The sequence below is a fragment of the Hirschia litorea genome, assembly GCF_042665075.1.
GTDB lineage: Bacteria > Pseudomonadota > Alphaproteobacteria > Caulobacterales > Hyphomonadaceae > Hirschia > Hirschia litorea.
This window is the reverse complement of record NZ_JBHTBR010000002.1, coordinates 399,394-411,386: the sequence shown is the minus strand read 5'-3', so window position 1 is coordinate 411,386 and position 11,993 is coordinate 399,394. Positions and strand designations below refer to the sequence as shown.

The 11,993-nt window shown below is 44.9% G+C and carries 17 protein-coding genes and 2 tRNA genes; 7 read left to right on the top strand and 12 right to left on the bottom strand.

Annotation, left to right across the window (positions count from 1 at the left end; genetic code table 11):
* Positions 1–36: 36 nt before the first annotated feature.
* The 11 genes from ACFQS8_RS02105 to ACFQS8_RS02055 form a co-directional block, all read right to left on the bottom strand.
* Positions 37–111, bottom strand: a tRNA-Phe gene (locus tag ACFQS8_RS02105).
* Between the two features lie 72 nt (positions 112–183).
* Positions 184–375 carry a DNA gyrase inhibitor YacG gene (locus ACFQS8_RS02100; RefSeq protein ID WP_382165250.1) on the bottom strand — a complete coding sequence of 64 codons (192 nt, stop codon included), beginning with the start codon at positions 373–375 and terminating at the stop codon, positions 184–186.
* Entirely contained in the window at positions 375–1,454 is a 1,080-nt protein-coding gene (locus ACFQS8_RS02095) for a ribonuclease E/G (RefSeq protein WP_382165249.1), read from the bottom strand. Before ACFQS8_RS02095 ends, ACFQS8_RS02100 begins: the two co-directional genes overlap by 1 nt.
* Before the next feature lie 13 nt (positions 1,455–1,467).
* Entirely contained in the window at positions 1,468–2,091 is a 624-nt protein-coding gene (locus tag ACFQS8_RS02090; RefSeq protein WP_382165247.1) for a Maf family nucleotide pyrophosphatase, read from the bottom strand.
* A 6-nt stretch (positions 2,092–2,097) separates the two neighbouring features.
* Positions 2,098–2,316, bottom strand: coding sequence for a translation initiation factor IF-1 (infA, locus tag ACFQS8_RS02085; RefSeq protein ID WP_015827604.1), 219 nt, complete (start codon positions 2,314–2,316; stop codon positions 2,098–2,100).
* 60 nt (positions 2,317–2,376) lie between these two features.
* Complete coding sequence (locus tag ACFQS8_RS02080) at positions 2,377–2,823, bottom strand: arsenate-mycothiol transferase ArsC (RefSeq protein ID WP_382165245.1); 447 nt, start codon at positions 2,821–2,823, stop codon at positions 2,377–2,379.
* Entirely contained in the window at positions 2,823–3,305 is a 483-nt protein-coding gene (locus ACFQS8_RS02075) for a UPF0262 family protein (protein WP_382165243.1), read from the bottom strand. Before ACFQS8_RS02075 ends, ACFQS8_RS02080 begins: the two co-directional genes overlap by 1 nt.
* Positions 3,306–3,316: 11 nt before the next feature.
* The gene (gene hisD / locus ACFQS8_RS02070; RefSeq protein WP_382165241.1) at positions 3,317–4,609 is read right to left on the bottom strand and encodes a histidinol dehydrogenase; all 1,293 of its coding nucleotides are present in this window, start codon (positions 4,607–4,609) and stop codon (positions 3,317–3,319) included.
* Positions 4,609–5,070, bottom strand: a complete 462-nt coding sequence (locus tag ACFQS8_RS02065) for a DUF2948 family protein (protein ID WP_382165239.1) — start codon at positions 5,068–5,070, stop codon at positions 4,609–4,611. The genes hisD and ACFQS8_RS02065 overlap by 1 nt, the downstream gene beginning before the upstream one ends.
* Before the next feature lie 74 nt (positions 5,071–5,144).
* On the bottom strand, positions 5,145–6,410 hold the full coding sequence (gene murA / locus ACFQS8_RS02060) for a UDP-N-acetylglucosamine 1-carboxyvinyltransferase (RefSeq protein WP_382165237.1): 1,266 nt from the start codon (positions 6,408–6,410) through the stop codon (positions 5,145–5,147).
* Between the two features lie 54 nt (positions 6,411–6,464).
* Positions 6,465–6,632 (bottom strand): hypothetical protein, encoded by a 168-nt coding sequence (locus tag ACFQS8_RS02055; RefSeq protein ID WP_382165235.1) that lies wholly within the window; start codon positions 6,630–6,632, stop codon positions 6,465–6,467.
* Positions 6,633–6,730: 98 nt separating this feature from the next.
* Between ACFQS8_RS02055 and ACFQS8_RS02050 the strand changes: the two genes are divergently transcribed.
* Positions 6,731–6,805, top strand: a tRNA-Thr gene (locus ACFQS8_RS02050).
* Between the two features lie 9 nt (positions 6,806–6,814).
* Here ACFQS8_RS02050 and ACFQS8_RS02045 read toward each other — a convergent pair.
* Positions 6,815–7,279 (bottom strand): Lrp/AsnC family transcriptional regulator, encoded by a 465-nt coding sequence (locus tag ACFQS8_RS02045; RefSeq protein ID WP_382165233.1) that lies wholly within the window; start codon positions 7,277–7,279, stop codon positions 6,815–6,817.
* Between the two features lie 130 nt (positions 7,280–7,409).
* Here ACFQS8_RS02045 and phhA point away from each other — a divergent pair, with 130 nt between their 5' ends.
* Genes phhA through ACFQS8_RS02015 form a run of 6 tightly spaced genes read left to right on the top strand, consistent with a single transcriptional unit; the run spans position 7,410 to position 11,974 of the window.
* A complete protein-coding gene (gene phhA, locus ACFQS8_RS02040; RefSeq protein WP_382165231.1) occupies positions 7,410–8,309 on the top strand; it encodes a phenylalanine 4-monooxygenase in 900 nt (299 codons plus the stop codon).
* Positions 8,310–8,343: 34 nt separating this feature from the next.
* Complete coding sequence (gene hppD / locus ACFQS8_RS02035) at positions 8,344–9,429, top strand: 4-hydroxyphenylpyruvate dioxygenase (protein WP_382165229.1); 1,086 nt, start codon at positions 8,344–8,346, stop codon at positions 9,427–9,429.
* The gene (locus ACFQS8_RS02030; protein ID WP_382165227.1) at positions 9,429–9,983 is read left to right on the top strand and encodes a VOC family protein; all 555 of its coding nucleotides are present in this window, start codon (positions 9,429–9,431) and stop codon (positions 9,981–9,983) included. The genes hppD and ACFQS8_RS02030 overlap by 1 nt, the downstream gene beginning before the upstream one ends.
* The gene (gene maiA / locus ACFQS8_RS02025) at positions 9,983–10,621 is read left to right on the top strand and encodes a maleylacetoacetate isomerase (protein ID WP_382165225.1); all 639 of its coding nucleotides are present in this window, start codon (positions 9,983–9,985) and stop codon (positions 10,619–10,621) included. The genes ACFQS8_RS02030 and maiA overlap by 1 nt, the downstream gene beginning before the upstream one ends.
* A gap of 24 nt (positions 10,622–10,645) precedes the next feature.
* On the top strand, positions 10,646–11,659 hold the full coding sequence (locus ACFQS8_RS02020) for a fumarylacetoacetate hydrolase family protein (protein ID WP_382165223.1): 1,014 nt from the start codon (positions 10,646–10,648) through the stop codon (positions 11,657–11,659).
* Between the two features lie 15 nt (positions 11,660–11,674).
* Complete coding sequence (locus ACFQS8_RS02015; protein ID WP_382165221.1) at positions 11,675–11,974, top strand: 4a-hydroxytetrahydrobiopterin dehydratase; 300 nt, start codon at positions 11,675–11,677, stop codon at positions 11,972–11,974.
* Positions 11,975–11,993: the final 19 nt, after the last annotated feature.

Here is an 11,993-nt window from a genome sequence, read left to right as displayed (position 1 = left end):
TATTTGAACTGTAACGGATGATTTCAAACAACGTGATGGTGCCCGAGGGCGGAATCGAACCACCGACACGAGGATTTTCAATCCTCTGCTCTACCCCTGAGCTACTCGGGCACGAGCACCAACTACGTTGTTGAAGCGCGATGTATAATCAAGTGATTTCAGTATGTCTACGGTAAATTTCAATTATCTTTCATCATCCTGTGGAGATCTATAGGAAGGAGCGTCTTCAGCCTCATATAGATCCGGCCCGGGAATGACATAACTGCCTTTCATCCAGCGGTTCAAATCCACATCCGCACACCGTTTAGAGCAAAAAGGATCAAACTTATTAGATGCTAACTTATCATTGCAATTAGGGCATTTTTTCAAAGTCACTAATTTTTTCCTATCTTATATTCGGCCGTTTGGATTGAAGTCTCTTCCTCAAACTCAAACCTATGTCCGATTCTATTCGCTAAAGGAATTTTCCATTCTATGCACTTGCCTTCAAGCCATCGGTAAGCTTCAGGTGACACTGACACTTTGAATTTGGCACCCCTATCGTTAAATGCCTCTCGCTCTAACGCTTTTATAGCTATAAGGGCTGCGTATTCGGCGGTTGTCTGCATAGAATGCAAGTATGACACTGGCGAACAACGATGCGCAATACTCAACTCTAAAACACCGAAAGGAGACATTTTGGCAAACTGAGTTTTGCGTCTCAAAAGTGTGGCCAAATTTTTCTCAAGCTCTTTTGTAATACATTCATTCTGCTGCGTTGATTTCATCTTCAAAAAGTCGATGGCGACTATACCACCAAGGGACGATAGAGATAGCTGATAAGCTATTTCTTCAGCCGCCAACTTATTGGTATCTAAGGCAAACCTTGAGCGATCCCCCTTGTTTTCCCTCCCCCCTGCATCAATATCCACAGCAATTAACGCACGAGTAGGCTCAACAGATATACTTCCCCCTCCCTGCAGGGGCAAATGGCGCTCTACGGCACGCTCAAGCGCTGCTTCTGTAACGTCCCAAGCATTTATGTCATTTACTGTCTCTATAACCGTAACACCGTCGTAGAACGAAGAATCATCAGCTTTTTGCAACAGACCTATATGCTGGGCTTGATTTTCGTTAAATGTGCTATTTTCCAGAACTGCTACAGCAGATTTTTCATGCCATGCTTCACTTTTGATACGGATATCAACCTTTGATCCATCTGAAGGTATGGCTTTTTTAGTCTGTAAAAACACATGATTATTCAGGCCTATATCGACAATACAGCCACCTAATCCAGGGTCTTTAGTAATTACACGTCCACGCCAAATCTCACCCAATAGTGGACGCTTTCCACGGAGGCTCCAAGGATCATACTGCAAACGAAAGGCACGCCCTTTTGAATCCACCAAGACGCGACAACACACCCCAATGCGATCACTTACATATTCGGTTGCCAAAATAGGTGGAATAGACATTTTCTACATCTTTTCAGATTATTGGAGTGAAATATCCAAGCCCTTGCAACACATTGCGCACTTCGTAGAGCGGCAAACCAACAATTGAAGTGTATGAACCAGAGATATGCGTAACATACGCCCCAGCGAGCCCCTGAATAGCATACCCGCCAGCAATACCACGCCACTCACCACTTCGGATATAAGCATCGCATTCTAACTGCGTTAGACGTTTAAATGTCACGCGTGTTTCTATTGTACTTGTTGACTGCTTACCGTCTGGTGCTATGGCGCTTATACCCGTGTACACACGGTGCGACCTGCCTGACAGTAATCTGAGGCACTCACGCGCCTCTTCTGCTGTTTCTGTTTTAGGAAGAATGCGTCTCCCTACGCCGACAACCGTGTCTGCTGCCAAAATATATGCTTTGTTGGGAAACTTCGATGCAACAGCGAGACATTTTTGTGCCGCTAACCTTGATGCTAACGGACGCGGTAATTCTCTTGGAAAAGGGGTTTCATCTAAATCTGCCGGTTCGATAGCATCCGGCGTTATGCCAATTTGAGCTAACAAATCCAGCCGCCGCGGGCTTGCACTTGCTAGCACAAGCCTTTGCGGCAGTTTCTTCGCTTCAATATCTGACGTCTGTTTCGTCACTGTTTTTTATTTGAAGCGATAAGTAATACGACCTTTAGTCAGGTCATAAGGTGTCATTTCAACAAGCACTTTATCGCCTGTTAAAACACGAATACGGTTTTTACGCATCTTACCCGCTGTGTGGGCAATGATTTCATGGTCATTTTCTAGTTTTACGCGGAAAGTCGCATTAGGTAACAATTCCACAATCGTACCAGAAAATTCTAATAGTTCTTCTTTCGCCATTAAGTCCTCGTTTGGCTTACGAATTTCCATTCGCAATGATTTATTTAAAGGGTCTTATAATCAGATTTGAACCCATTTAGCGAATCTATCTTTGATTTTCGCATCGAGCTGGTCTCTAACTTCACGATATGCACCCATTTTAGTGTCTCGCGAACCCATAGTTGATGTAGCGTCGTATGTCGGCCAGAACTCAATGTCCACTGATTCCGTACGATATTGTTCAGTTACGTACTTAAACGCTTCATCTGTTAAAGCTACAACTAGGTCAAAACTTCCGTCGTTTAAATCCCGCAATGAGCACGGAATATGGGGCTCAAGGTCTAATCCCTTCTCCTGCATAACGGCAATTGCAAACACATCAGATTCACCACCTTCATACACACCCGCTGAACGAATGAATAGTTTCGATCGACTTTTGCTCTTCAATAAGAGCTCCGCCATTGGTGACCTTACAACATTATAACTACATACAAATAATACAGATTGAATGTCTGCATCTTCCGACATTAAACGGGCCCACCCTTTTGATGAAGCGCACATATTAATGTGAACAACCGACGAGACGTATCGAAATCCAGGGTCACTTTACCTTCCAACCTTTGAGACAACAAATCCGACCCTTCATTGTGAAGGCTACGTCGCCCCATATCTATCGCTTCAATTCTAAGAGGAGAAGATGAGCGGATAGCATCATGGTAACTTTGGCAAATCTGGAAATAATCTTTGATGATCCGCTTAAACGGCATCAATGACATTATAAACTTCATCTCTTCTGCACTTGGATTACGAATCGCAAATACCAGCTTTTGATCCATTAAAGATAACGTCACATCATAAGGGCCAGAAGGCTCAACGCCCTCAACTTTGAAATAATTATTCTCTATTAAATCAAAGATAGCCACGCGTCGCTCATGCTCTGCATCTGGGCCTGCTGCTGATAAAGTTTCATCATCTAGATGAATCGAAGCTATTTTGTTTTTCTCATCCATGATCCCGCTCGCTAATTATTATTGCGAATGGACACTGATTTTGCGTGTGCCGGCAATCCTTCAGCAATTGCTAAAGTTTCTGCAGCTTCTGCTAAAGCGTTAAAAGCATCAACACTTATCCGCTGAATAGATGTTCTTTTCATGAAATCTAATGCAGAAAGGCCTGAGGAAAAGCGAGCAGCCCCTGATGTGGGCAATACGTGATTAGATCCAGTTACATAATCACCCAATGCTTCGGGCGCATAACGGCCTACAAATATTGCGCCTGCATGTCTTACTGATTCGACTAATACTTCAGGTTCTTCTACAGCAAATTCGACATGCTCGGGTGCAATTAAATCGACTAGGCTAGCTGCTTGTTCCATTTTCGCAATAACAATGCCGCCGTGATTATTCCATGAAACTGTCGCTGTTTCTTGAGTCTCCAGTTTCATTAACTGGTCTTTCACCGCCGTTTCAACCTTAGACGCGAATCCTTCATCGTCGGTGATAAGAATAGATTGAGCGGCTGGATCGTGCTCACATTGAGATAGTAAATCTGCCGCTATCCAAGATGGATCATTCAACTTATCAGCTACGACCGTAATCTCAGACGGACCAGCAATGGTATCAATTCCTACATCACCAAATACAATACGTTTTGCTGCAGCAACAAAAGCATTTCCTGGCCCAACAATTTTATCAACGGGAAGCAGAGGTCCAGCGCCATATGCTAAAGCAGCAACCGCTTGCGCCCCACCGATCGGGTAATACTCACTAATTCCTACCGTCAACGCGGCATAGGCAACAGCGGGGTTTAATACGCCGTCAGGTGCAGGTGCCACCATTACCATTCGTTTTACACCCGCAACTTTGGCTGGAATGGCATTCATTAAAACAGAGCTAGGATAGCTTGCGCGCCCGCCAGGTACATATAGTCCAACCGCATCAATTGCCCCCCATCGCCAGGCCATATCTGCACCCGCGTCATCCACAAAACGGTGGTCTGAAGGGATTTGTTTTGCGTGATAGGTTTCGATACGTTTCGCCGCAAATTCAATTGCACGCTTCACATTCTCTGGGCACAATTTCGCAAGTTCAGATAAATCAACTTCCTGAGAGGTTAAAGTTTCTTCTTCAAGCTTTAGGCGGTCAAACTTCGCTGTATATTCTACTAGAGCTTTTGCTCCACGCATTTTCACATCGTCAACAATACCCTGCGCAACGGAAACATCCATAGCACCACCGCCGCGCGGTTCTTTCATGAAAGACTTAAAGGATTCAAAATCTTCCGGTGATTGAATTAAATTAAATCGGCGGGCCATTATCGAAATACTTTCTTCAAATCAATCTTGTGTCTTGGTTTCTTCGTTGTAGGCCAAGATGTATCCGTATCAATCATAGATAAGTCGATGCATTCAACATCTAACTCAATCTCTCCATCATTAGAAAATTGGAGCCTTACTTTTCCTTCAGGTTCAATTTCAGCAGGCTCAAACACGATGGCTAACAGCGATACAATTTCTTCTGAGGTTGTTGCAGGCAATTTACGGCCGCGTACATTCAAAACACTGTCTATCGCAAGAAGAGAATGCGTGCGAAAATAAGGTTTCTTTTTAACGCCCTTCTCCCAATTGAAACGGTTCATTTCAACAGTAAACCGACGATGCTTCTTATCAAAGATCAACTTATTCATCTTCGCCAGACCATCTTGGGTCATTGAAGATATAATCTGTAGACCTTCAGCATCCTCAGCAAACAACCGCAAAGGCGATGGTTTTTCCATTTTCATTTTCCGTTTCGAGTCAGGCATTAAAAACGCATTCGTTTTTAAGTATGGTGCTTAGACCATATAAACAACTATTCAGACGCGCGATGAATAGTTGCACCGCATGCACTTAGCTTCTCTTCAAGGCGCTCAAACCCTCTATCTAAGTGATAAACACGACTGACCGTTGTTTCTCCATCAGCTACAAGCCCTGCAATAACTAACGACACCGATGCCCGAAGATCTGTCGCCATAACTTGCGCTGCTTTTAGTTTCTCAACGCCTGTTACTGTCGCCTCATTTCCACGGATTTGGATCTTTGCACCCAATCGAGCTAATTCTGGAACATGCATGAAACGGTTCTCAAAAATATTCTCACGAATCGTTGAGACACCATCCGCTGTCGACATCAAGGCCATAAACTGTGCTTGTAGGTCTGTTGGAAAACCTGGGTGTGGCTTTGTATCCACATCGACAGGCTGCAACCGCCCTTCACCACGTTGAATACGTAGGCCACCATCTTCGATTTTCGCAGAAACTCCCGCTTTTTCCAGATGCTCAATCATTGCGGTCAGCCCCTCAACAGGCGCATCCTTTAGCAAGACATTTCCGCCTGTAGCAGCAACAGCCATGGCATATGTGCCCGCCTCAATACGATCAGCCATAACAGTGTGTTTGTGACCGTGCAGTTTTTCAACGCCTTCAATCGTTATTGTGCTTATACCAGCGCCGGAGACGTTCGCCCCCATAGCATTCAAACAATCTGCTAAATCTTGAATCTCAGGTTCACAGGCCGCATTCTTTATGCGTGTTGTACCTTTAGCCAGTGTTGCTGCCAACATAGTGTGCTCAGTGGCACCAACAGACGGGAAAGGAAACTCGATATCCGCGCCTTTAAGTCCACGAATCGCAGCTGCTTTCACATAGCCTTCTTCAATTACAATATCTGCGCCCATAGCTTCAAAAGCTTGCAAATGTAGGTCAACTGGACGCGCACCAATCGCACAGCCCCCAGGCAATGAAACCGTCGCGTGGCCTTCACGCGCAAGAAGAGGCCCTAGCACATTGAAACTTGCCCGCATCTTACGAACCTGTTCGTAAGGGGCTATTGTTGTCTTCAACGACGCCGCATTCAAATGGCAGGTGCTTTCACCTTTTGGCCAATATACTTCCACCCCCAAAGATGCCAGCAACTCAGATAAGAAGCGGGTATCAGCAAGATTTGGCATACGTGATAAAACTAATGGCTCATCTGTCAGAAGACACGCGACCATAAGCTTTAATGCTGAGTTCTTGGCACCTGAGATGACTATCTCACCTTCAAGGGGGCCGTTTCCAGTAATTACAAGTTTGTCCATAGTGGGGGACGTAAGCCTAAGTTCAAGGCGCAAACAAGGCGCAGTTATGGTTATTTATTCGACTTTATCGCCAGAAGTATCTGACGATTCTTGCTGAATACGACTCGAATTCTTTTTTGCAGCTTTGCGCCGCCTTAAATTGGCACGCAATGCAGCCGAAAGACGCGCTTCACGATCGTCTTTGGACTCTTTTTTTGGATTTTTTTCTATTTTATCTGTCATGATTGAACGTTCATAGCGATCTTAGCCCTTTTCTTCAATGACTAGATCGGCTATGCGAGGTCCTCGCTTCAGCATATTTGCTGTTTTGCACATATTTAGCCGCGGTAGCTCAGTGGTAGAGCGCGTCATTGGTAATGACGAGGTCGAGAGTTCAATTCTCTCTCGTGGCACCATGTCCCCTTTTAAATCGCCAATTCTGTCGTGTATTTCACGCAGCGAAGCGCTATTTGCGATGATGATCCAGCGACGCTTGGGTGAGCGAGGATCTTATTCATATGCAAAGCTTCAAAACCAGCAACAGAATCGGTTTGAACAGTTAGAGTGTAATCATACGACCCAGTCATGGCATAACAGGACGTTATCTCTGGAATAGAGCTGACGAATTTCTCGAAATTCTTTCTCATTTCAGCTTCATAGCTGACCATATTAACCTGAACGATCACACAGACAGGCAATCCAACAATATCTGGGTCCAATAACGCAACACGCTTCCTAATCGCGCCTAAATTTTCCAAATCATTTATACGGCGCCATAAAGACGATTGAGACATACCCAATGTTTCAGCCAATGAGCGACTACTTGCTCCACTATCTTTTTGGATCGCTCGCAACACATTTCTATCTGCTTCATTGATCTTTTCTGTCATGAATAATTTACCCCAGATAAGCTTTGATATTGGTCAAATCACAACAAGATTCATCTCAACCAAGTGGAAATAGACCAAATTATTCCTATTTATATGGTATTCTACTCATACTAAATGAGGAAATGCAAACATGAACTTGGCACAAGAATCTAAAGATCAGGTCTCGTCATCAACTACTGCGAAAAACCGGTACGAAAACGCGCCTAAAAACGATGATTACACAATAGATCAAGCATGGGAAACATATACACCTGCTGAGCATGATCGTTGGGATCGCCTCTTTCGTCGCATGCAAGCTACCCTTCCGGGGCGCGCCTGCTCTGCCTTTGTTGAGGCCATGAATACCCTAGAGCTGTCGGCCAGCGGCATCCCTGATATGGCTGCGCTTAGTGACTTGTTAGAGCCTATTACTGGTTGGCGCGTCGTACCTGTTGCTGGGCTTGTACCCGACGATGTTTTTTTTGATCACCTCGCAAACAAACGTTTTCCGGCTGGTGCCTTCATTCGACCAGAAGAAGAATTTGATTACCTTCAAGAACCAGATATTTTTCACGATATATTTGGACACGTGCCGATGTTAGCTGACCCCGTGTTTTCTGACTTTATTCAAGCTTACGGCAAGGGCGGCCAAGCGGCACTCAAGCGTAATCAATTGCACAATCTTGCACGCATCTACTGGTACACTGTGGAATTTGGCCTCATTGAAGAAAATGGTGAACTAAGAATATTTGGTGCCGGCATACTCTCCTCTCCCAATGAGAGTAAATTCAGCCTGGAAAGCGAATCTCCAAACCGCATTCGTTTCAATCGCGAACGCGTAATGCGAACCAATTATATCATTGATGATTTCCAAAAGACTTACTTTGTAATTCCTGATTTCGAAACACTATTAAAGGAATGCTACGAAGACTTTACAGGCGTTTACGAAAGCCTTCGCGCACAAAGCGATTTATCTCCAGAAGATATTTTGCCGGAAGACACAATAATTCAGCGCGGAACTTTGGAATACTTCAAAGCCAAAAACAAATAACCAAACCTAATTCAGACAAAAGTGGAATGAACTTATGAGTGATCTATTTGAAAACCCTGCTGGCCTTGATGGTTTTGAATTTATTGAATTCTGCGCCCCTAAAAGAGGCACACTTGAAAAAGTGTTTGCGGCTATGGGCTTCACGCACATCGCCACTCACCGCACCAAAGACGTTGATCTATGGCGCCAAGGCGACATTAACATGATCGCCAATTACGAGCCCAAATCTCCGGCAGCATATTTCGCACGCGAACATGGTCCCTCTGCTTGCGGCATGGGATTTCGCGTTAAAGATGCGCGCAAAGCCTACGAACATTTATTAGAACAAGGTGCCGAACCAGTTGAACTTGAAACTGGGCCTATGGAATTGCGCATTCCCGCAATTCGCGGCATTGGCGGCGCTATTGTCTACCTCATTGATCGCTACCAAGAAGGCCTAACCATCTATGATATCGATTTCGAATATCTTGATGGTGTTGACCGCCGCCCTAAAGGAGCTGGCTTCAATGTCATCGACCACCTTACACACAATGTATATGGCGGTCGGATGGCTTATTGGGCTGATTATTATGAGCGTCTCTTCAACTTTAAAGAAATCCGATATTTCGATATTAAAGGTGAATACACAGGCCTAACATCGAAGGCCTTAACTGCACCCGATGGAAAAATCCGCATTCCTCTAAATGAAGAAGCAGAAGGCGGCAAAGGGCAAATCGAAGAGTATTTGCGTGAATTTGGTGGCGAAGGCATTCAGCACATAGCCTTTAGTTGTGATGATCTGATCGGATGCTGGGATCGCCTAAAAGCTATGGGAATTCCTTTCATGACGGCACCGCCATCGACATATTACGATATGCTTGATGAGCGCTTGCCAGGACATGGCGAACCTGTTGATGAATTTCGTTCACGCGGCATTTTATTAGATGGCACGACAGAAGGTGGAAGCCCTCGCCTGTTACTTCAAATTTTCTCTGAAACGCAGCTTGGCCCTGTTTTCTTCGAGTTCATTCAACGCAAAGGTGATGATGGATTTGGAGAAGGTAATTTCAAAGCCTTGTTTGAATCAATCGAACGCGATCAAATCAATCGCGGTGTTTTAAAGGTTGGAGAGAAAGCGTAATGACAGCAACGCCAAATATTCAAGGCTTTCATCACGTCGCCTATAGATGCAAGGATGCCAAGGAAACAGTGGAGTTTTACCAAAAAGCGTTAGGCATGAAATTCCAGCTTGCTATCGCAGAAGACCACGTCCCCTCAACGGGGGCGTATGATCCTTACATGCACATTTTCTTGGAAGCCGGAAACGGCAATGTTTTGGCGTTTTTTGAACTTCCAGAACAACCTGATATGGATCGCGACCAAAACACGCCAATCTGGGTGCAGCATATAGCTATGCGCGTCGAGTCTCTTGATGCTTTAATGGAAGCAAAAGCACATCTTGAATCACTTGGTTTAGATGTAATTGGTCCAACGCATCACGGTATATTCAAATCAATCTACTTTTTTGACCCAAACGGTCATAGATTGGAGTTGGCTGCCGACATCGGTACGTCGGAACAAATGCAACAATTATATGATGTTGCCCCCGACATGCTTGAGGAATGGAGCAAAACAAAAAAAGCACCTCGCCATGCCGCATGGTTGCATGAGAAAATTGCCAAGGAACAAAGTTAGTGCGCCTTTACACCTATTTTCGCTCTTCAACATCGTTTCGCGTGCGTATAGCGCTGAACCTAAAAGGGTTCAGCTACGAATCTGTGTTTGTGAACCTAAAAAAAGGAGAGCAAAATTCAGAGGATTTTCGCGCGATTAATGGGATAGGAGGCGTTCCCGTTCTTGAACATAATGGCTCACGGATTACCCAATCTCTTGCTATTATTGAGTACTTAGACTCACTCAACTCAACTTCATCCTTCTATCTAAATGACCCCCTCAAAAACATTCAGATGAAGGAATACGCATACGCGGTCGCGACCGATATTCATGCGGTCAACAATCTTCGTGTCCTCAACTATTTGAGCGAAACGTTGAACATAGATAATGAAGCCAGAAACACATGGTATCGCCATTGGATAGACGTAAATTTTGCACCATTAGAAGCAAAACTCTCCATCGACCTAGCCGTCCCTCAATTACCCTTTGGCAAGCCAACGCTGTTTGAAATTGTATTGGTCCCTCAAGTTTACAATGCGCTTCGATTTGAAATTGATATGACGAAATACCCAAAAATCTTAGCAATTTATGAAACTTGCATGAAGCTCCCTGCTTTCCTCAATGCAGCTCCTGAAAACCAAGCAGACGCCACAGCATAATTTAAAAGAAAAGCGAGACACCCTATGAAACTTGCAACACTTAAAAACAACACACGTGATGGCGCGCTCATTGTCGTAAACAACGCACTTACATTCTATGCTGATGCATCACACATTGCTGCAACCTTACAAGCCGCTCTTGATGATTGGGCCAATATATCTCCCAAGCTCCAAAGCCTTGCAGAAGATGTAGAAGCAGGAACTGGAGCGCTAAAAGCGTTTGACCAGAAAGCGTGTGAAAGTCCCTTACCGCGCGCCTATCAATGGGCAGATGGCTCCGCTTACATAAACCATGTTGAACTTGTCAGGAAAGCACGCAATTCCGAAGTTCCCGAAAGCTTTTACCATGATCCACTTATGTATCAGGGAGGCTCAGACGCCTTTTTAGCTCCTTATGCACCAATCCCGTTGGGAGACCCCGCTTGGGGCTGCGATATGGAGGGGGAAATAGCAGTTATTACCGACGACGTCCCTATGGGCGTTAGTGCAGCAGATGCCGCCAACCACATCAAATTGATAATGCTCTGCAATGATGTCTCACTGCGCGGCTTGATACCCGCTGAGCTCGCGAAGGGGTTTGGCTTTTTTCAATCTAAACCACCTAGCGCATTTTCACCTATCGCTTTGACGCCAGATACGCTCGGCGAATACTGGAAGGACAGCTTAGTACATAGGCAGCTTGAGGTCGATTATAACGGCAAACCGTTCGGTCGCGCTTGGGCGCAAAAAGAGGCAACATTTTCTTTAGCTGATCTCGTCGCACACGCTGCAAAGACCCGCCCTTTAACCGCTGGCACCGTCATCGGCTCTGGTACAGTTTCTAACAAAGATGAAAATGGCGGGCCGGGACGTAAAATTGAAGATGGCGGCCTTGGATACTCCTGTATAGCTGAAATCCGCATGATCGAAACAATTGCGAACGGCGCACCTTCAACGGCATTTATGAAGCATGGCGATAACGTAAAAATTGATATGCGTGATGAGGCAGGAAATTCCATTTTTGGCGCTATCGAACAAAACATTGTTTCAAGCAGATAGTGATTGGAGACCGGTATGCAAAAATACGACTCAGAGCAAATAGCGGCTTTTACGTCGCGTTTCCCTCGCTGGAATTTAAGTGAAGATGGAAAATCAGTATCAACATCCTTTAAACTAAAGAATTTTGTCGATGCTTGGAGTTTCATGAGCGCAATCGCAATAACAGCCGAGACGCAGAATCATCACCCTGAATGGTTTAACGTGTATGGCAATGTTGATATTCGACTCACCACCCACGATGCTGACGGTTTAAGCGAGAGAGATGAAAAGCTCGCAGAATTTATTGAAGAGACCGCAAAAAGATTCGAAATTTAGACAATATCTCTACTTAAAG